Origin of the sequence: Bradyrhizobium sp. BLXBL-01 (genome assembly GCF_051853025.1) — a bacterium.
GTDB lineage: Bacteria > Pseudomonadota > Alphaproteobacteria > Rhizobiales > Xanthobacteraceae > Bradyrhizobium.
In genome coordinates, this window is the sequence record NZ_CP182471.1 from 2,179,664 (window position 1) to 2,200,090 (window position 20,427).

Here is a 20,427-nt window from a genome sequence, read left to right on the forward strand (position 1 = left end):
CGGGGCCGACGAAGAGGTGAGGGACTCATCGCAGATTTTGACCAAAGGAAGCTTCAGGTGACAATCCCTGCTGCCATGGACTAGCGGGGCTGCAGATATTGCGTCTCGGCCACGGCGAGTTCGTCATACCTCAGGAGCTCGAATATCTCGCTGAGCGGTGCGATCTGAGGCTCAATGGTCGCAACGCTCTCTTGAGCTGCGATACTATCGCAGACGCGCCGCATCGCAGCTGCCGCAGCTCTCATGGAGTGATTGGCCCAGACGACCGTGGAGATGCGCGCATCCCGATAGGCTGAGACTGGCGTTCGATAGTACGTGGTCGGAACGATCACGACCGGTAGCCGGTTCCGCCACTCGGTGACGAACGAAAGCATCTCGTCCGCGGTACTCTTTCGTGAATGAATCAAGATTGCATCCGCTCCCGCGTCGGCATAAGCGTGAGCCCGCAACATAGCTTCGTTCAATCCGTGCCCGGCAATCAGCGCCTCGATCCTGGCCACGAGAACAAGATTTTCGGCGACTGCATCCTTTACAGCCTGCAGACGACCGGAGAATTCATCGATATCGGCGAGCGGATGCCGCTCACCAATGAGCGAGTTCAGCTTCGGGAAGCAGCTGTCCTCAAGCGAGACGCCTGCCGCGCCAGCCTGACGAAGTTTCCGTGCGAGCAGGCGAGCATTGTTGAAATTGCCGAAGCCGCCATCCCCATCAACGAGCACAGGTAGCTCTGTCGAGTCCACTATGCGCTCGACGCTCTGGACGAGCTGGCTCCATGAAGCTTCATTGGCATCACGATAGCCCAGCGAGCTGGCAATCGACAGACCAGACGCCCAGAGCCCCTTGAAACCTGACCGCTGTGCGATTGTGGCGGATAGGCCATCATGCGCTTCCATCAGAAACGAGAGCTCGTCATTCGAGCAGACCTGGACATGAAGCATTTCGGCAGGCGACGGCCGCGCGCATTGATGACCTGCGGTGGGCCGAACGGCTTGTGGTTGATACTGCATGCCTAAATCCTGTAAGCCGACCTAGTTTGCCACCAACGTCACTGCTCATATCGTTTCGGCGTGATGCCGCTCAATGACCAGCATTGGTAGTTTATTGGTTCGGCAAAGGCTTGCATGATCGCCATAGGAGGCGCGCCGAACGCAAAGCTTTCGCTTTGGGTTGATTGGCCTCGCGCCTAAGGCTGGAAAGAAGGGCTTGGATGCAAAATGAACGACCTGGGTTCGCGAGCCCGTGCTACTCCCCGAGGAGAATTCCCACACTCCTTCGGTGGAGGAGTGCTTAGGGAAAGGGTGATATCCGGCTCACATAGATTTAGACGCAAATATCGACAGCCACAGTTGTCGTAATGCCGCCGTCGGATTGACGACAATGTCGAAAGCCCGTCGATAGGGCTACAGCAGGATAGCGGCCTCATGCGAATGCAACGGCAATCGCCGACGAACTTGTCCGGATTCGCCGATACCTTGCAGACGCCACTGAGTGGTATAGCATTTGCTGATGCCATTCCTGTTCTGTCGACTCCAGGAGAAAATCATGGCGGATGTGAAAAAGGGTGTGCTGTCGGAACGAGAAAAACAGTGCTTGCGATGGATCGAGCAGGGGAAGTCATCCTGGGAGATCGCAGACATCCTGAACGTGAGCGAGAACACCGTCAATTTTCATGTCAAGAATGCGATGCGAAAGCTGGAAACCTCCAGCCGCACTTAATGCGTCGTCAGAGCGCGACGTCAGGGTATTATCTAAGATGACGGCATCGGTTCCGTTGCCCCTAATGCAAATATGGCGAAGTGTTAGGCGCGACTTTGGGTTGCTCCGGCGGAATTTGAAGCAAATTACGCGCCCGCAGCTGTTTATAAGGGTGTGCTTCTATTTCGTCGCCGATCGTCACGGGGCGCCGTGGGCCACCAGGGGAGGTGAGATCGCGGCGCAAAACGCTCTTGAAAGCTCGAGGGTCTGTCGGATCCCTGTGTTAACGTTCTGATCGATCCGTCCCCGTGCTGCGGACGCGGCGGTCGGATGCGTGTCCCAATTGGGAGGCGGTCGTAGCGGTTTAGGTACTAAAGTCGTTGTCATCGGAAAGGCTGTGTAGACAGCCTAGGCCGGGCACGAAGACGGCAATGATAGTCCGTGAACCGATTTTCGAAAGCGTGCTGTTAGACGTTGGCCCATACTCTAGCGCTCTGCGCGCTACCAAGTGCGGGCAATCCTCACGAAGCGTAGCTGGCTCTATGAGCGACCTCTTCGCTGACCTCCAATGCGAATGTTCGGTTCTTCCGATGATGTAGCGGATTCGAGATAAACTAAACATGTTTGCGGCGGAAGCCGCGATCCGGTTATCTCTGGAAAGGCAGGCGACTCCGAAGTCAAGCTGACTGAGTTGGACCACGACCAGAGGGCGCCATCAATGATGTGCAAAGTTGCAGTATCCACGGGGAGGCGAGGTGTGCAACGCGACTACAATCGTTGCGCAATGTAGAGCTCATATGCATTCTCCGCGAGGTGGATACGACAGGTGCGCAGAATTGCTGCTGATGATTTCGCCATTTTGTTGCGCAGAAGAACCTGATCTGGTGCTTGTATGTTGTTTGTTGGCTCAATCCCAAGACGTGTTGCAGCGTAGGTCGTTTCTTGGGCATTTTTACTCTCACGTCGCAAGCGCAATTCTCCCGGCAGTCTGTTAACGAATCGAGTTGTCGGCGTGACTTCGTGTGTTGCGCAGGGAAAAAGCTCCTCCAACTCGGCAATGCTTGCAGCCGACGGGTCGGAGATCGCCATGCATACCACCCTTAGCATGATGTCGATCTGGCTGCTGATCAATGCGCTGATCGTTGTGCTGATGATGCCCGTCGACAAGTCTGCCCGGTGACGCCAACAGGAGAACCTCGGATGCGGAGGTAAGCAGCATCGCTGCGTCCCAGTCTTGCCACTGAAGATCGGAAATGCTGGCGCTGTCTCACAGATTGTCCGCCGACACGCTGTGATGTCCGCTTGGCAACCAATGGCGGCAACGGAACACGGTCGTGCAGCCCCCGAACGGCTGAAACTTGCGACTCCTTAGCCGGCACGCAGCTTGCAGTAAGCGGCGCATGACATTGCGCAGGCCGCGCTATGTCATGCGCTTCCATGGTTTCCGCCGCGTCTGCTTGACGCGCCAGGGCCGGCCAGCGTGGCCCGCCGATCTTATCGAGAAAAGTCCATGAACACGCCACCACTCTTCTCCGCGGTGTTGCCTTCGATTGCTTGCTCCACGTCCACGGCGCTTTCACAGGAGCGAACGGATGCCGCCGTAACTGACGACCCATTCCTTTGGCTCGAGGAGATGGAAGGGCGAGGCGCATTGGCTTGGGCTCGCGGCGAGAACGAGAAGACGCTCGGGGTGCTTCAGTCAGATCCTCGCTATCGGGGCTTCTACGAACAGGCGCTCACCATCCTGCAGGCCAAAGATCGGATCGCAGATGTTCCATTCGAAGGGGGCGGTTTGGAGCAGTTCTGGCGAGACGAGAATCAGGTGCGCGGCGTCTGGCGGCGCACCACGCGTGAGAGCGATCGTAGCCAACACCCAAAGTGGGAAACCATCCTCGACGTGGACGCCTTGGCCGCCGCCGAAAACAGAAATTGGGTCTTTCAAGGTCACAGCTGCCTTCCGCCTGAAGAGCGCCGTTGCCTGATTAGTCTTTCCGATGGCGGAAAGGATGCCGTGTCCATACGAGAGTTCGATCGCGCCGCCAAGACCTTCGTCGCGGACGGCTTTCATCTCCCCGAGGGCAAGCAGGACGTCAGCTGGGTCGATGGTGACACCCTCCTTGTTGCACGGGACTGGGGCGAGGGGACTTTGACGCAAGCCGGCTACGCTTTTGTGGTGAAGGAGCTCAAACGTGCTCAGCCACTCAGTGAGGCTCGTGAGATCTTTCGGGGCGAGCCCACCGGCGTTGGGGCGTCCCCCTTCGTGCTTCGTGACAGCGAGGGTAATATTCATGCGACCGGCGCCGCCCGCGCAATCAGCTCTGTCGAGTCCGAGTATGTGGTCTTCCGCCTCGATGGGCCGGTCAAGCTCAATCTGCCGAAGAAGGCCGAGATCGCCACGCTCGCGTGCGGCCGCCTGCTTGTGGAACTTGATGAGGACTGGTCACCGTCCGCGGGCATCTGCTTCACGGCCGGCTCGATGATCTCGTATGACCTCGATGAATGGAAACAGGATCCGTTGCGCGCCAGACCATCGCTCCTCTTTCAGCCGGGGCCCCGGCAGGCACTGAGCGAGTTCACTTACACAAGGAACTTTTTGATTTTGACGATCCTTGAGAACGTTCAGAGTAAAGCGTTCCTCTACAAGTACGATCAGGGAGCTTGGTCCGCGACACCGATCCCGCTGCCGGAAGATACAAATGTCAGCCTGTCAGCCACCTACGATGAAGCCGACCGGGTCATATTCACCGTCTCGAGCTATCTCAGACCAACCTCAGTTTGGTCTTTTGATGCCGAACGCAAAAGCTTGGAGGAATTGAAGAAGGCACCCTCTGCCTTCGATGCGTCGAACCATGTCGTGGAGCAGCTCGAGGCCATTTCGCGTGATGGCACGTCAATTCCCTATTTTCTGGTGCGGCCCAAAAACGCAAGGTTTGACGGCACGATCCCGACACTTCTCCATGGCTATGGCGGTTTCCAGGAGTCGCAACTGCCGTCTGATCTGGGACCGATGGGGCGGCTATGGCTCGAACAGGGCAATGCCTATGTCGTTGCGAACCTGCGCGGGGGCGGTGAGTTTGGTCCACAATGGCACCAAGCGGCCCAGGCGGCAACGAAGCAGACGACATGGGATGATTTCATTGCCGTTGCCGATGACCTGATCCGTCGGAAGATCACTAGCCCGCGCCAGCTGGGCGCGATTGGCGGCAGCCAGGGCGGCTTGCTCGTTGGCGCCGCGATCACCCAGCGTCCCGAGCTCTCAACGCGGCGATCATCGAGGTGCCGCTATTCGACATGCTTCGATACACCAAGCTGGGCGCGGGCGCCTCCTGGATCGGCGAGTACGGTGACCCCGCCATTGCCGAGCAGCGTGCGTGGATCGAAGGCTACTCGCCATACCAGAAGCTGGTGGCGGGCAAGACCTATCCCGCTCCCTTAATTCTTACCTCCACCAAGGACGACCGCACGCATCCAGCGCACGGCCGCAAAGCTGCCGCGAAGCTCGCCGCGCTGGGCCAGCCTTACTTCTATTACGAGAACATCGACGGTGGACATAGCGCCGCGGCCAATCTCGTGGAAGATGCGCGTCAACTCGCCCTTGAATACACCTATGCATCGAGGCGGCTTTGTTCTGAGTAAGTTCGGCGGACGGGCTGATCGAAGTCGATATCTAGAGACCATTGATTATCTCAACTCCTCACATTGCTCATCTGAATTCATGGAACGCAAGGCGAGAGAGCTGATGAGGGTGGTCGGACTCGATGAAGCTCGTCAGATGCGCAAATTACCGGTCTGAACAGCTTCCGCCGCTGGCGAGCGGATTTCCTGGCGTCCCAAGCACAACATGACGAGCTGGAAGTAAGTTGCCAGATGGGCTTCCTGGATTGAGGATTGTCAATCCGCGCCATGCCTGCGTTGAGCTACGTGACATGCCCTGATCAACCATCTATTTCTCGTACGGTGAAGTCGCTACGCAAGCGGTCACGAATGCGACCATTGCTTATTCCTCCGCGCAGTCGCCGTCAGAGGCCGCGGCGACGCAGGAACGGCAGATCCAATCGACGCACAGCGTGACGCAGCAGTCGCCTCGGCTGCCACCCCGGCTGCGAAGCGCGCGCGGCACTTAACTCAGGTAAAGTGCTATCGTTCTCACGCAGCATAGATCCAAATCGACAGCGATTGTTGATGGCCTGGAATGATTGTCTTTCCGCGGTGAGAAAGCGTTCGCGCAGGGTTGCACAATATTGTCTGCCAACTGCACGAGCGGGCGGTATGACCCCGACACATTTCGCGATCGTCAAAACTTCTATTAGGACGCTACTCATTCGCCGAACGTGAGGAGGTCGCCACATCGAGTGGACGCCAAGGACCATGTTTCGCTCGACGGATGAGCGGGGATTCCCTCCGGTCGTCATCGATTTCCAAAGAACCGAGTTGGTATTGGTAGCAGAATTCCCGATCGGTAACTCTCTGGGTCGCCCAACCGGGCTTTGGCTTAAAAGTTCCCGTTCGGTAACCTTTTTGCCTCTTCATATCGGAACAGCGTAAAAAATCCCGCTCGGTAACTTTTCGCTGGACATTCCCCGTTTCAGCTCATAAAGTTCCCGATCGGTAACTTTATGACGAGAGGAGCTATGAACACGCCTCCAAAGGGTACTCCCCCCTCTTGGGGAAAGGACGCTCCTGGCGAGACCGGTGTCGCGCGCCAAGCCGCCGAGTTCGCTGCAGCATTCGGTCGCCTCATCCAGGAAGAACGCAAACGCCAGGGCCTCCGGCAGGACGAGCTGGCCATGGTGAGTGGGACAGGAAAGCGCTTCATCGTCGACCTCGAGGCCGGAAAAAGCACCTGTCAGCTCGGGCGCAGCCTGCACGTGGCAAACGTGCTCGGGCTGCGCATCGAGGATGTTCTCAAGGATGCCCAAGCCCGCCGCGCGAACACTTCCGAGACACCGGACATTCCCGACAGCGACGAGGAGGAGCCTCATGGACCGTCTTCCCGTCTACTTTGAGACGCGAGAGGTCGGCTGGATCACGACCGCCGACGAAGCGTCAGGCTTCACCTATGCCGAATCCTGGCGCGGGCTGACCGGCGCCTTCCCTGTGTCGCTCACCATGCCGCTCTCGCGGGCGTCGCACGATGCCTCGGCAATTCTGTCATGGGCGGCAAATCTGCTGCCGGAGAACGCAACTCTCGGGATCGTAGGTCATATGCTCGGCAAGTCGCCGGCCGATGTCATCGGCCTTCTTGCCGAGATGGGCCGCGACACCGCCGGCGCGCTCTCCGTCGGACAGCCGGGCACCGGGCTGATCGCCGGAAAATGGCGAGAGATCCCCGACAAGGCCGCGCTCGAGCGCATCCTCAATGAGCTACCCCACAAGCCCTTCCTCGTCGGCGAAGATGGCGTGTCGATGTCGCTTGCCGGTGTGCAGACGAAGCTCGCCGTCGCTCTGGATGGCGACACCCTGTACATACCGATCGACGGCGCGCCATCGACCCACATCATCAAGCCCGATGGCGAGCGCTTGCCTGGCGCCGTCCAGAACGAGGCATTCTGCCTGACGCTCGCGCGCATGATCGGAATCCCGACGCCGAAGGTGACGACCGGGACGGCAGGCGAACGTAGCTACCTGTTGGTTGAGCGCTATGACCGCCGTCATGACGGCAAGAGGTGGCGGCGGCTGCATCAGGAGGACTTCTGCCAAGCCCTGGGCCGACCGCCAGCTGCCAAGTACCAGAACAACGATAGAGGCCTAAAAGGACCATCATTGGCCGACATGGTCGGCGTGACCCAGCGCCACATGACAGCACAGGAGACCGCCCGTTTCGTCGACCTTGCCATCTTCAATCCAATGGTGTGGAACACGGATTCCCATGCCAAAAATTACTCGCTGATGCTATCGGCGCGCGGCGCCGCCATGGCGCCAGGCTACGACATCGTCTGTGCGGCGCCATATCCGAAGATCACACGCAACATGGCGCAGAAGATCGGCGGGCAGAAGCAGGCTGATCAGCTTGGACGAAACCACTGGGAGCGCTTCGCCATGGACTGCAAGCTCTCTCCAACACAGACGATCCGTCGCGTCTCCGAGATTGCTCAGGCCGTGACGCACCACGCAATGGTGGCCAAGGCCGAAGTCGAAGCCATGCCTGCCCGCGGCGATCCCGTCCTGGACACGGTCGTCGAGGCGGTGATTTCGCGCGCACGCGGCTACCTAGATCGCCTGAAGCAAACGGAGCCAGCGCCGAAAGGCGCAGCAGCCCTATCGTCCTAGTATTACAGTTGCTATTTTCGGTGAGTTCTGAATCCATGGGTGACCATGATACGGGATCTGATGATTGGTGGTGCGTCGGTTGAAGATACGCTGACGCTGCGGGCTTCCTCGTTGCGAGATGCCAAGCAACGCATCCGTCCGCTGTTTACGCAGGAACGGGTGGCGCCCTCGGCGTGACGGTTTCTCGACGGACTGTTGGGTAACGAGCCGCGCAACACGGGTTGGATGCGGGCTGAAGCGGCCGGCGATCCAGGCCCGTGGCGCCAGCAGGCGATCCTGGGTCGGGAGCAGTGGGATGCCGACGCGCTGCGCGACATTGTTGCGTTAGTACGCGCTGGAAACGTTTGCCGATGAGGACGCGGTTCTGGTTATCGATGAGACCGGGTTTTTAAAACAGCGCCAAGCGTCGTGCGGCGTCGCACGCCAGTACACTGGCTCGGCGGGCAAGATCACCAATTGCCAGATCGGAGTGTTCGCCTCCTATGTGTCGCGGCATGGCCATGCCTTCATCGATCGCACGCTCTACCGGCCGAAGGCATGGACGGACGCCCCCGCTCGCATGAAGGCACCGCATGTACCGAGCGATGTGGGCTTTGCGACCAAGCCCAAGATCGCGTCGAATGATCGCTCGTGCGATCGCCGCAAAGGCGCCGTTCTCGTTCGTGGCGGCGGACAGCGTGTATGGCACGGGCGAGATCGAAACCCTGCTGCGCGAGGCGGGCGAAGGCTATCTTCTGAGTGTTGCTTCCAATCACATGTTCCGTTCCTGGGGCAAGCCGCAGCCTGTCGCCGGCACCACCTCCGCGATCGCGCAGAACCTTCCCAAGAACGCCTAGCGCCGCCGTCCGGCGGAGGCACCAAAGGTCCGCGCTGGCACGACTGGGCCTATCTCGAGTTGGGCCGATCTCGACGTCAGTGAATACAACGACGACCTTGCCGGGGAATGGACGCGGGGTCTTCTGATCCGCCGCAACATCGCCGACGGCAGCTTCTCCTTCTTCTCCAGTTGGTGCCCAAAGGGCACCTCCATGCAAAGGCTGGTGTCGGTAGAAGGCCATCCCTCGCCCATCGAGGACAGCTTCGAAACCGCCAAGAACGAGCTCGGCCTTGATCACAACGAAAGCCGCTCCTGGCATGGCTGGCATCGCCATGTCTCACTCGTCATGCTGGCCTTCGCCATGATGGCCGTCATCCGTCATCGGGTCAATGCTGAGCCAGCGCTCAAAAAAAACGCGACGCCGGCGCACCGAACATCGTTCCTGATCCCCTGGTCGATCCAGGAAATCCGTCGCATCGCTATCAAGCTCGCTCAACGGCGCATCTCGATCGACCGTGTTCTCGCATGGTCGCTCTGGCGGCGAGCTCACCAGGCCGACGCTCGCCGCGCTCACCTCAGACGAAAATGCAACTGTAATGCTAACTTAGATGAGCCCAGAGCCTCTCTTCGCGAAAAGTCTAATCAGTCTCAAATTATCTGACGTCGGACAGGTTGCCAACTGCGTTGTTCAACAAGGACCTACAGAATGCAGGCGTGAGCTTGCCGCGGTGGATCACGACGTTTTCGTGCCCCATCGCGGCTCGCGCGCTCTGCCAGTGCCGATTGTAGCCGCGCTGTTCATTGGATTTCACATGGCAAGCGGCGAATTCGGCGTCAGCCGCCGTCGCCAACTGCCACGCATGTACCGGCCGCTTCGTATGGATGTGCACCCACATCGGATTCGCCGCCGCACCGTTGCGCAGTGCCTTGGGCCGCAGCTTAATCTCGAACAGCGTCCCCGGATCGCCGCTCAACGCGCGCGGAGGATCCGGACGCTCCAACTCCCCGGCCGCTCGTAACCCTTCAAGGTATTTCTGCGAGGGAAAGCCGTAGCTCTTCATGCAATCGATCATGATCGCGGCTCTTTGCCTCTTCAATGAGTTTGCCTGTCCCTGCACCTCGGAATACATCGTCTTGAGCCGGACTATCTTGTCGTGCACTTCGGGCACTTGCGCGGGCGTGAGCAAGCCACTTCGACGAGGCTCCTCCAACGCGGCTACACAGGCTTCGATCTCGGCGGCCTGTCGGTGGAGGCGCTCGACGACGATATTTAGGACGTGGTCGGCGTCCTCCGGTTTCATCTGACGCGCTTGCGAGACGGCGCTTTGCTGAGCGGGCAGATCGAACTCCAAAAGTTCGTCCAATCGCTTGAGCAGTCCCGTCAGCGCTTCTCTGGAGGGCGGAGCCTGCCACATCGTCAGGTTGCCGCTCGCCGACGATGACGCCCGCGCGCGGGCCTCCTCCGCGCTCGTGAGTTTCTTTGTACCCAAATCCGAGAGTACGATAACCTTGCGTGTTGAGCCCGTGCCAGCGTCGGACCCGGCGAGCTGCGGCTCAGCGCCCCCAGCTGTCGAACTCCCCTCGCCTGCGGCCGCTGCGCGCCTGCCTTTGCCCTTCCTGCGCGCTGCAGTGCCTTCGGCCACCCCGGCAGTATGTTCCGGCAGCACAGCCCAAGACGGCGGTTCAATCGTGGCTGGTGTCTTTGGCTGAAGTGCCAGCAGCCGCATGACTTCGTCCGCTGAAAGCCACGCACCTTCCACTATCTGATCCAGCAATTCTAACGGAAGATCGGCTCCCGCTCCGGCGTCCGTCAGGCTGGCAACCATGCCGCTCACTCCTGATGCAAATTCCGAAAGCCGCTCCATGACTCCTTCCAGAACGTCGCGGTGCTCAGCGTCAAGCGGCGATCCGTTGCGGTTCATCACGGCCTCGGCCGTCGAGGCGAATGCCGGAACAACATCCTCGATGAAGGTCCCGAGCAGACGCACTCGCCCGTCTCCATCGATAAGGGCGTCTCTGACGGCTGGTCCCAACCTGCTCGCTAGGGAGAGCTGCGCGAGAGTGATCTGCGATTCGAGATACTTGTACTTCGTATTGAGTGCACAGCCGGTATGCAGTCGTAGCGCGGCCTCTTCGGACTTCCGCAACTCGGGCGTGCTGCTTGGTAGGTCGGCAGTAGCCGCGCAGACGGACTGCATCCGCTCCGAGCGCAATGCCCTCTTTCTCCACCACTCCATGCAGTGCTCATAGTAGGGCTCCACGCCTGAAAGCACGCGGTTCAGCTGGTCAGGCGAAGCGGTGCGGATGATCCTGCCGAGCAGGGCTGCTGCTTTATGTCTGCTCTTCTCCAGGTCATCGAAAATCGCAGCAGCCACGGCGTTACATTCGTCGGCCGCGCCCAGCGTCTCATCGCGGAGCTGGCGAGCCCGATCGTCGGGCAGAATGCGCCGCGCCAAACCTTGGGGTAGAGCAGCGTAGTAGTCCAGAACTGCTAAGCCTGCTTTGACGACTTGATCGATCAGCTCTTGCCTCTCGGACAAGGTCCGGCCGCCCTTGGCTGCCCTACGACAAGTATTAAGGTCCTCAAGCAGGCTGTCCAACGTTCGCTTTGCTGCCTTAACCTCATCTCGTGTTGGCGCCGCCACATCCGAAATTGGTTGCCGGTTCACGAGCGGCGCGGTTCTATCTTGAGGCTCGGAGCGCATCCGCTCCACGACGGCCTCGAAAGATTGACTGCGTTCCCCAGGAGCGAGGCCGAACTCCAGGCTCGAACTGCTCGATACCCCTTGCTGTCGGCTCCTCCAGATCCAACGTACGATTTGCCAGCTCGGCCGATGCCCGTCATATTTTATCTCCGATAGAAGAGCCGAGAATGCGCAGCCTTCCTGGCTAAACCGCTTCGCTGACGAGTAGCTGACCAAGAGCGTTTTTCCCGATGCACAAGCCCATGTCGCCTCGGGTCCACTTCCATCGCAGCTGCTGTGCTGCTGAAGTCAGCGATGCCGGGATAACCGCCTCAGCTGCGGGATCATCACCTGCAGTACATGACCGCAGCCTGAAGCGCGAAATTTCCGCGAGCGCGCCGGGGGCAGCACACCGCCACTCGACAGCCTTGCATTGGGAGTTCATTTTCCTCTGGAAATTGCCCGCGATCGGCGCAGCAATAGGCGCGCGGACGTTTCGGGCGAAAATCCGTACGCGGGACATCGCGCATAATCTAGTGTCCTAACCAGAAGTTCGTGGCCTTTTAGGCCTTGGCCGACACAGTGTAGGCAGAAGCGTTCCATGGAGCTGAGAATGTCGTCAGCTGATTTGGTCCATCGGAATGGGCTGGGATCGGCGTTGTGCTGTTCGATGAAGGACGCGATCTCAGTACGTAGCTCCGCCACGCTGCGGTAGATGCCGCGCCTGATTTTGCGCTCGGTGATGAGGGCAACGAAACGTTCGACCTGATTGAGCCAGGATGAGCTGGTTGGCGTCAGATGGACGTGCCAGACCGGTCTTTTGGCCAGCCAGTTACGGATCAGCGGCGTCTTATGGGTTGCCTAATTGTCCTTGACGAGATGAACGTCCAGATCATCCGGCACGGCGACTCTCGATCTCATCGGAAACTTGCGGAATTCTGTGGCCCGTGATGCCCGTAACACTTGCCGATGACCCGGCCGGTTGCGATGTCGAGAGCGGCAAATAGCGATGTCGTGCCATGGCGCTTGTAGGCGTGACTGTGGTGTTCCACCTGACCAGGCCGCATGCGGAACGAGGGTTGGCTCCGATCCGGCGCCAACATCTGCGGCTTTTCGTCGACACACAGCACGATGACTCGCTCGGGCGGGACTACGTAGAGGCCGACAACGTCGCGAACCTTGGCGACGAAGTCAGGACGGTTTGAAAGCTTGTAGGTCTCCAACCGATGTGGCTGCAGGCCGAAGGTGCGCCATATCCGCTGTACCGTCGAGACCAACAGCCCACTGGCCCTCGCCATGCTGCGCGAGCTCCAGTGAGTGGTGTTGGGCGGTTTCGTCTCAAGGGGGCGGACGATTACTGCCTCGATCCGGGCATCTTCGATCGTGCGCGGCGGCGCTGGTCGACCCCGGAAACCCGTCGCATCGCTATCAAGCTCGCTCAACAGCGCATCTCAATCGACCGTGTTCTCGCATGGTCGCTCTGGCGGCGAGCTAACCAGACCGCGGGCGCACGGCGCGCTCACCGAATGCTAGGAACAGACGCATGTGGCGACAAACCCGAGCCGCCTCACCGCCGGAAAACGTGGCTGCACATCTGCGCTCAAGGCTTCCGGGGGCCGTCGCCCATGATGGGCGAGAGAGCCTCGTCGACATGTCGAATTGGCATCACGGCGTCGGCGACGCTGTCGGATTCGCAATTGAAACGCGCGCCAGTAGACCTTCCTTGCCTCCCGTAAGCCCGTACTCCTCTGCAGGCTTGCCGTCGAGTTTGGCCGCTTCGGCGACGCCCTTCGTGAGCGTGTCGAAAGTGTCATCCGAAAGACGCAGGGCGCCAACACGAAGCCGTCGTCGCCATCTGGCTCCGCGTTCCCACCCTTCCATCCACGCAAAGCCTAAGTCGCTACTACGTTTGACGGCATTGAATGCTTGAATGAGCGCGCCAGCTTGGTTGATGTCTTTTTTTGACTTATCCGCAAAGAACACATTCCGTTTGGTCGCGATGATCAGTTTGTGGACGCCATAGCGCTCCGGGGCCGGTACAAGGACCGGCACGCCGGCGTCGTGCAAGACAACAGAGCGGATGGGCTCATGGATCAGTTAGTCTAGGAGCCGCAACACCTGCGCTCCTACGGACGGCCCCAATGGAGGCATCTGCGTCAGTCTGGAGGAGTAGTCGTCGTCGCCACGGTTTGATGTAAGGAATTCGACCTTGAAGCCGGTGGCATTGGCAAACCGCTAAACAGCTTGGTTTCATCGGGGGAGAATGAGGGCGCAGATGTCGGATCCACCTTTTCAGGATCTCTTCGATGTCGGGCATGCTTTCATCGATCCAGGTCGAGATGCCCTAAAATCGCGATGTCCATATCCTCGGTCGTCACGAGCTCGTCGGGCAGCTTGAGGCCGACTACGCCGCTGTATGTCCGATAGGTCATCGAACCAACGAGCGTGGCGCGAAGCCGGAAAAGTCCGGCGCGCGCGAGTTCGTTGACGACGAGACCTTCCATGTGGGGAGGAGCAGGGTAGCCGGCCCGCCTCAACTTCGCTGCCAGCTCGCGTCGCGCGCTATAGCCAATCTTGGTGCGCTGGAAAGCTTCCGCGCGTTGGCAATCTCGGGATCATCGGTCGGACCGACATATTGAGGGTCGTCTTCGTCGGTCCCTCGCCACCGAGCCTCAATAAAGATCTCTCGACAGCGATTCGGCGGCTTGATCGTGCAAATCCGCCTCAACGGAGGCCTTCGAAAAACTGAGGCCCGAGATCACCGACCGCAAGCAGCGCGAAGCCGCGCTCGCCGTCCGCGAGGCGCACATCAGGCCGACCAGTTCACTAGTCTAAGAGCCTGCGGGCCCTTCTGGCCGACCTGAAGCGCGTCCGACGGACCGTCATGGAGTCGAAAACAGTCGCTACCCGGCTGGAAGCCTTCTTCGAGGAGTTCGTCGAACAACTCCTGCTGAAGGACTTCGAGTCCAATCTCACCGTTAATCATCCGTACCGCTTCCGCGACGCCATCGTCAGTTTCGTGCGGAGGATCCCCGGAGTACACAGCTCCCAGCATGGCAGCCGACATCGAGGACGGTCGGATGGCCGCTGCCGACGACCTGCTGGCCATCGAAAGCATCTTCGATCAGATCGGGGAGATGTTCGAAAGGATCGAGGCCTTCCGCAGGCAGCTCGAAGCCCGGGTCCGCAACACCATTGAGTACGCCGAGCGGGTCGGGCAGGGACTCGTCGGCCGGGCCGGCGACCTGGTGCGACGCCTGGATGCCCTACTGCGGGACGGCAGGCACCACAAGGCGACAATCGAATGGAGCATAGCTTCGTTCAATCCGTGACCGGCAATCAGCGCCTCGATCCTGGCCACGAGAACAAGATTTTCGGCGACTGCATGTTTACAGTCCGCAGACGACCGCAGAATTCATCAATATCGGCGAGCGGATGCCGCTCACCAATCAGCGAGTTCAGCTTCGGAAAGCAGCTGTCCTCAAGCGAGACGCCCGCCGCGCGAGCCTGAAGAAGTTTGCGTGCGAGCAGGCGAGCATTGTTGAAATTGCCGAAGCCGCCATCCCCGTCAACGAGCACAGCTCGCTCTGTCGAGTCCACCATGCGTTCGACACTCTGGACGAGCTGGCTCCACGAAGCTTCATTGGCATCACGATAGCCCAGCGAGTTGGCAATCGACAGACCAGACGCCCAGAGCCCCATTGAATCGTGAGCGCTGGGCGATTGTGGCGGAAAGGCCATCATGGGCTTCCATCAAAACGAGAGCTTATCATTCGAGCAGACCTGGGCACGAAGCATTTCTACAGGCGAGGGCCGCGCACGTTGTTGACCTGCGGTGGACCGAACGGCTCGTGCTTGATGCTGCATGCCTAGATCCTGTAAGTCGACCTCGATTGCCAACAACGTCGCTGCTCATAGTTTTTCGGCGCGATGCCGTTCAATGAACAGCATTGGTAGTTTATTGGGACCGCAAAGGCTTGCATGATCGCCGTAGGAGGCGCGACGAACGCCAAGCTTTCGCTATGGGTTGATTGGCCTCGCGCCTAAGGCCGGAAAGAAGGACTTTGGATGCAAAATGAATGACCTGGGTTCGCGAGCCCGTGCTACGCCTCGAGAGAGGAGTCCCACACTCCTTCGGAGGAGGAGTGCTTAGGGAAAGGGTGATATCCGGCTCACATAGATTTAGACGAAAATATCGACAGCCACGATTGTCGTAATGCTGCCGTCGGATTGACGACAATGTCAAAAGCCCGTCGATAGGGCTACAGCAGGATGGCAGCCTCGTGCGAATGGAGCGGCAATCGCCGAAGAACTTGTCCTGCCTCGCCGAAGTTTGTTGGCGCCACTGAGTGGTATGGCATTTGCTGATGCTTTCCTGTTCTCTGGACTACAGGAGAAATTCATGGCGGATAGGCGAGAGGTTGTTCTGTCGGAACGGGAAAGACAGTGTTTGCGATGGGTTGAGGAAGGGAAGTCATCCTGGGCTATCGGAGTGATCCTGAAAGTGAGCCTGAACACCGTCAACTTTCATGTCAAGAATGCGATGCGAAAGTTGGAAACGACCAGCCGGACGCAGTGCGTCGTCAAGGCGCGGCGTTTGGGTCTTCTTTGAGCCGCGGTTTTGGTGGCGCTGTGGCGAAATACAAGCAGACGTCACGTGGCAAGTGTACAGCGATGATAGAGGTGCTGATACTATGAACAGTGCGTGCTTCCATGTCATCGCTGATTGCTACGGTGAGGCGCAGCGCGGACAAGGTAATCAAGCGACCGGCGCACGCGCATCACACTCTCGAAAGCTTGTCGGTCTGTCGAATCCCAATGTCCGTCCTCCCCTTGCCGGCGTGGTGGTTCGATATGTGTCGGAAGCTGAAATCTGGTGATCATAGCGGCTGACGTGCTGAAATTTGTGATCACCCCAGCGCGGCTCGGACGGCGCGGGCCGGACCTTAAGTCCGCAATGATGGTCGGCAGACGCATTTCCAAAACACGCTGCTGGTAGACCCACAAACTAGCGCGCTTAACCAAGTTCGGGTGATTCGCACGAAACGTTGCTGGCTTAGTGACCGACACTTCGCGAACCATCAATGCAGACGTCGTGTTCTTGGATTATTGGGGCGTGTTCCATGCGTGCAACTCTCTTGTTAACCGTTCGCCGCAGGAAACTGAAGCGAAGGTCAAATCGTCATCCGGATGCACAGGAATGGAAGCGGAGTGCGGTCGCGTCAGGGCTTTCTATCGTTTGCATATTGGGCGACAGCTAGGCGATCTGACAGAAAAATGAGACCAGACCTTCGCATCCGTGGCCCGATGTGTTTTGCCGCTGCTCTTGATGGCCGGAAGACTCTTCGCTAGATCACAACGGTTCACTAAGGAGGTGCCGACGTGGCAATGGGTATTGTGAAGTGGTTCAATCCGACAAAGGGTTATGGATTCATTAGGCCCGAGGATGGAGGCCCCGATGTCTTCGTGCACGTCAGTGCCGTGGAAAAGGCCGGTTACACCACTCTCGAAGAGGGGGCCCGCGTAAGTTATCAGCCCAAGGCCGGGCGTACGGGCAAGATCTCAGCTGAAGATCTCCGGGTTGGCTGATCCGAACGCCGGATGACGTCTTGGACGAGAGCGGGGGTCTCTGTCTCGGGTCGATCAGGATAGTTGTCAGGTAATGGTGAGGTCTTGTTGACGTGATCAGCTCCCCTTCTCAGCTGAAGCAACATAGCCGAGGCGTGCGCTGTCCAGGCATTTTTGATTGCGACACCGGTGAAGCGCTGTTGGCGCAGAGCCGTCAGTCCCGCGACAAATAGTTCTCGGTGCGGGCTGGTAGTGATTGTGGTTCGAGTGCGGTGATTGTTTCATCACGAGGGCCGAGCTAGAAAGGCGCGTCAGCATAGCGCCGCACCGTGCCCTGGCGCAGAGTCTGGCGTGTCTGCTCTGCCTGAACTGCCTGCTGAAGATGGTCCGGAATCTATTGCCTGGCATGCGCCGCCTGAGGCACGAACTCGTCCTGGACCTCCATCAAAGCCGTCGGGCTCGACGCGGAGGATTGTCCACGCTCTGCTCCTTCTGTCAAGGACAGCACCGCTACACCGGAGAGCTTGCGAGAAGCTGACGGGCTTTGCCGCTGGCTGCGAGAAGGTTGACGCGCCAGTTGCCGCACTCGATCTTGCCGATCAGGGGCTGCCATAATTCTAAACGCAATTGTTCAGACCGCTGCCGCCAGCCTACGTATTTTTTGTGAAGCCACTCCCCCATTCCACAGAGTGCCCGTAAACCCTGTTTCATGCTGTGGTTTACGCGAATTCGATCCACATATACTTCGGCATGGTTGTCCGCCTCAATCCACGTGAGAGGTGTGCCAGATCGTGCCAATCCTTGGACTTACAGATCTCACCGTTCAGTCACTGAAGCCCGGTCTGTATATGGACCGGAAGACGCCGGCCTTTGCCTTGCGCGTCCGCAAGAGTCGAAAGACCTGGATCGTTGTCAAATAACCGCACCAAAAGCGGCTGGGTCACTATCCTGACTTGAAACTTGCTGAAGCACGCCGCCGCGGCTTTGCCGCTCTTGGTACTCCCGTTGGGGAAAATGAAACGTCAATGACCTGGGTCAAGAACATGCTGCTTGATTTGAAGAAGCCGATCGATAACGCAAGCGCCAAGGAGGGCGGAGAGACATCGAGAATGATAGGGGGCTAAGGCGCCCATGAACTCATTTTCGTGCTTTGCGTTACGACACGGATTTGCGCCTGCAGCATGATCGTACCATACGCTACCTTGCGAGTAATCAGCGGAATCCGATTTATGCGCGCCGCGAATCGTCGCCCCTCTTGAGGCAGTCACTCTGCAACCCTAAGGTTCATTAGGGGTACAAAATTCCACTTCTGAGCAACTGACCCCTTGAATCGGTCGAGCCAAGTAGGATTGCCATCTTTCGTGACGTGGCTTTTGTTGCCGATGCACAGCTTAGTGTCGGCGATACTCAGAATAGCAATTCCCATCGCTGCTTGGGATCGGCAGGGTTGTAGACTGCAAGCGTCAGCGCTACTTCCGGAGCGATGCGATCGCCTTCCTGTCAACGTTGATGCGCGAATGTCGGGTTGCAAACATTTTGCGTCCTGATGGACATTGGGACAGAACAAAATAGGACAAACTCGACAAGTATACACAGCCAGGGAGGTGCAGCAGCCTTTTGGAAGAAGGGCACGCTGCTTGCTTGGGTGCAGTGAGCGTCACCGGTCTTGCAGGGGCTGGTGATGCTGGGGCGGGCCTGACATGTTTCAAGACCATTTCGGGTCCGCCTCGTTACTCCTCCCGAGGCAACAATGGAGCAGCGTATTCGAGCGGCTTCAGCGGCTATCGCGTTCGCTCATGCGCTCGGTCGCGAAGTCCTCAGCGTGTACGAACATGAAGGCCGCAGGTACAACAGAATAAGCGTCCGCGTAACCGGGAGCATAACAAACGGTTACGACTTTGAAAGTGAGTGCCACATCGCCGGTGCGCTGCCGAGTATATATCACTTCGGTGCTGAGTCGCATTGGCTACTGAGGCCCAAGTGCCCACGACTCTACAACGGCCTCGATTATTGCACCTCAACCCCCTTCTCCGTGAGAGTGACGGACAATGGTGTCTAGATAGTCGATTGGCGGAGGAATTCCTTCACATATAACATCTGGTGGGTGGTCCGTGCGATAGAAGGAAGCCGACGAAGGAAACTGCGCTAGCAATTGACGCTGTACTCGTTTTTCACCGCAATCACGGTCGCTTGCCTGTGGGCGCTTGGAGCCTGGCGTGGCTGGGTATCTTGATGAATGAGCCCGATGGAGAAAGCGTTGTTACCATGCCGCTCCTTCTCGTTGAATTTCTGTGCGGTTCGGATTGGCCTGGCGGACCCCAAGCGGTCGTGCTGTTGTGGGTGTTGATTGTGTGCGAATGCCGCCGCCGGAGCGAGCGCTGCTAAAGGCTGGTGGTTGCGGCTTTCGCTCTCTTGCTCAAGACATCGGTTGTTTCAGTCGCGACAAGTAGGGTCGCCGGCAGCCAGATGGTGCGAAAAACCTACATGATTCTGTCTATGAGAATGCTCGAGGGCATTGGCATGTCGGTTGCTTGAATGTGTGACGGCACCAATTTGGTCACGATATTCCTTCAGCACCCGATCCAGGTATTCAAATGAAACGTGCCCACTTCATCTGGCAGACGTCTCTTGATGCACTTTCCAAAACGCGTGCCAGCATCGCGAACTCTGCTACCTTCGGATTGCCGTTTGCTTTGCCGGCCAGAATCCGACTGTCCTGCAACGGGCTCGCGACCGACGGCGGTCCTCAACAAGATGGCGTACACCGTGGTTAAGACGTTACGCTTCTGGACGATCGTTTGCGCCACCTTTAACCCGTGGCTCAAGTGCCCGTATCGGCCAGATGCCAAGCCTGGGTTCTTGGAGCTAAGCGCCGGCCTTGCATCGGTGGCCACACATGGTCAATGAGCTGTTGCAGGACGATTGGGATCCTGAGAAAATAGTCAGGCAGAAGGACGAGCTCAAGGTCAAGCTGCTTCGTGCCCAATCGGTCGTCGCCGAATGTAAGGCAGGATTGGCGGATTTGGAGCGGAGGCTTGAGGGTCGAGCAATCTCATTGCCGATCGATGAACGCCACCGCAACTCTGCGGCAAACAATTCAATACGTGACGCGCTACCGCACGAAGCGCGAAGCATCGATGATCCTGTTGACTAGGAAGCTGCCGTTTCGTTTTCCAGGCGATCATGAAACCATTGAAAGCTGCCGTAACCCACGTTAACGGCGAGAATACCGACCGGCTTGCGAGTCATCATTTTTACGGACCCGGGCGGGCGAACTGGCGGCCTGCCGTTATGCTGGGCGTTTTGGTGATCGCGGTGCGTTGGGCCGGCGGATGGGGCGCGGAGTAACACCACCTGCGGGACGTCTCCCTGCGGTGTTGACTAGATGTGGTC

The 20,427-nt window shown here is 58.6% G+C and carries 13 protein-coding genes and 5 pseudogenes; 11 read left to right on the forward strand and 7 right to left on the reverse strand.

All coding sequences use genetic code 11. The features are described from left to right. Positions 1–80: 80 nt before the first annotated feature. Positions 81–938, reverse strand: coding sequence for a phosphoenolpyruvate mutase (gene aepX / locus ACNJYA_RS09955; protein ID WP_439403417.1), 858 nt, complete (start codon positions 936–938; stop codon positions 81–83). A gap of 604 nt (positions 939–1,542) precedes the next feature. Between aepX and ACNJYA_RS09960 the strand changes: the two genes are divergently transcribed. Continuing rightward, entirely contained in the window at positions 1,543–1,716 is a 174-nt protein-coding gene (locus tag ACNJYA_RS09960) for a helix-turn-helix domain-containing protein (protein ID WP_439402707.1), read from the forward strand. Between the two features lie 747 nt (positions 1,717–2,463). Here the strand turns inward: ACNJYA_RS09960 and ACNJYA_RS09965 are convergent. Further along, the gene (locus ACNJYA_RS09965) at positions 2,464–2,784 is read right to left on the reverse strand and encodes a hypothetical protein (RefSeq protein ID WP_439402708.1); all 321 of its coding nucleotides are present in this window, start codon (positions 2,782–2,784) and stop codon (positions 2,464–2,466) included. A 544-nt stretch (positions 2,785–3,328) separates the two neighbouring features. On the opposite strand from ACNJYA_RS09965, the pseudogene ACNJYA_RS09970 reads away from it, so the two are divergent. From ACNJYA_RS09970 to ACNJYA_RS09990, 5 genes and pseudogenes are all read left to right on the forward strand, one after another. Further along, positions 3,329–4,891, forward strand: a pseudogene (locus ACNJYA_RS09970) (prolyl oligopeptidase family serine peptidase); the annotation flags it as partial. 95 nt (positions 4,892–4,986) lie between these two features. Beyond that, positions 4,987–5,331: a prolyl oligopeptidase family serine peptidase gene (locus ACNJYA_RS09975; RefSeq protein WP_439402709.1), complete on the forward strand. Its 345-nt coding sequence runs from the start codon at positions 4,987–4,989 to the stop codon at positions 5,329–5,331. Positions 5,332–6,326: 995 nt separating this feature from the next. After that, positions 6,327–6,701 carry a helix-turn-helix domain-containing protein gene (locus tag ACNJYA_RS09980; protein WP_439402710.1) on the forward strand — a complete coding sequence of 125 codons (375 nt, stop codon included), beginning with the start codon at positions 6,327–6,329 and terminating at the stop codon, positions 6,699–6,701. After that, a complete protein-coding gene (locus tag ACNJYA_RS09985; protein WP_439402711.1) occupies positions 6,676–7,965 on the forward strand; it encodes a type II toxin-antitoxin system HipA family toxin in 1,290 nt (429 codons plus the stop codon). Before ACNJYA_RS09980 ends, ACNJYA_RS09985 begins: the two co-directional genes overlap by 26 nt. A 45-nt stretch (positions 7,966–8,010) precedes the next feature. Continuing rightward, a pseudogene (locus tag ACNJYA_RS09990) lies at positions 8,011–9,215 on the forward strand (IS701 family transposase); the annotation flags it as partial. 220 nt (positions 9,216–9,435) lie between these two features. On the opposite strand, the pseudogene ACNJYA_RS09995 reads toward ACNJYA_RS09990, so the two are convergent. From ACNJYA_RS09995 to ACNJYA_RS10010, 4 genes and pseudogenes are all read right to left on the reverse strand, one after another. Continuing rightward, positions 9,436–11,627 (reverse strand): annotated as a pseudogene (locus tag ACNJYA_RS09995) (hypothetical protein). A gap of 756 nt (positions 11,628–12,383) precedes the next feature. Further along, positions 12,384–12,908: a hypothetical protein gene (locus ACNJYA_RS10000; protein ID WP_439402712.1), complete on the reverse strand. Its 525-nt coding sequence runs from the start codon at positions 12,906–12,908 to the stop codon at positions 12,384–12,386. Between the two features lie 223 nt (positions 12,909–13,131). Further along, on the reverse strand, positions 13,132–13,518 hold the full coding sequence (locus ACNJYA_RS10005) for a GSU2403 family nucleotidyltransferase fold protein (protein ID WP_439402713.1): 387 nt from the start codon (positions 13,516–13,518) through the stop codon (positions 13,132–13,134). Between the two features lie 269 nt (positions 13,519–13,787). Next, a complete protein-coding gene (locus ACNJYA_RS10010; RefSeq protein WP_439402714.1) occupies positions 13,788–13,970 on the reverse strand; it encodes a GSU2403 family nucleotidyltransferase fold protein in 183 nt (60 codons plus the stop codon). A 380-nt stretch (positions 13,971–14,350) separates the two neighbouring features. On the opposite strand from ACNJYA_RS10010, the pseudogene ACNJYA_RS10015 reads away from it, so the two are divergent. Continuing rightward, positions 14,351–14,443: pseudogene (locus tag ACNJYA_RS10015) on the forward strand (hypothetical protein); the annotation flags it as partial. Between the two features lie 76 nt (positions 14,444–14,519). Continuing rightward, complete coding sequence (locus ACNJYA_RS10020; protein ID WP_439402715.1) at positions 14,520–14,798, forward strand: Wadjet anti-phage system protein JetA family protein; 279 nt, start codon at positions 14,520–14,522, stop codon at positions 14,796–14,798. Between the two features lie 7 nt (positions 14,799–14,805). Here ACNJYA_RS10020 and ACNJYA_RS10025 read toward each other — a convergent pair whose 3' ends face one another. Continuing rightward, a complete protein-coding gene (locus tag ACNJYA_RS10025) occupies positions 14,806–15,210 on the reverse strand; it encodes an isocitrate lyase/phosphoenolpyruvate mutase family protein (RefSeq protein ID WP_439402716.1) in 405 nt (134 codons plus the stop codon). 673 nt (positions 15,211–15,883) lie between these two features. Between ACNJYA_RS10025 and ACNJYA_RS10030 the strand changes: the two are divergent. From ACNJYA_RS10030 to ACNJYA_RS10040, 3 genes and pseudogenes are all read left to right on the forward strand, one after another. After that, a pseudogene (locus ACNJYA_RS10030) lies at positions 15,884–16,078 on the forward strand (response regulator transcription factor); the annotation flags it as partial. A 770-nt stretch (positions 16,079–16,848) separates the two neighbouring features. After that, positions 16,849–17,055 (forward strand): cold-shock protein, encoded by a 207-nt coding sequence (locus tag ACNJYA_RS10035; protein WP_036030656.1) that lies wholly within the window; start codon positions 16,849–16,851, stop codon positions 17,053–17,055. Positions 17,056–19,930: 2,875 nt separating this feature from the next. Beyond that, positions 19,931–20,188: a hypothetical protein gene (locus ACNJYA_RS10040; RefSeq protein WP_439402717.1), complete on the forward strand. Its 258-nt coding sequence runs from the start codon at positions 19,931–19,933 to the stop codon at positions 20,186–20,188. Positions 20,189–20,427 lie beyond the last annotated feature (239 nt).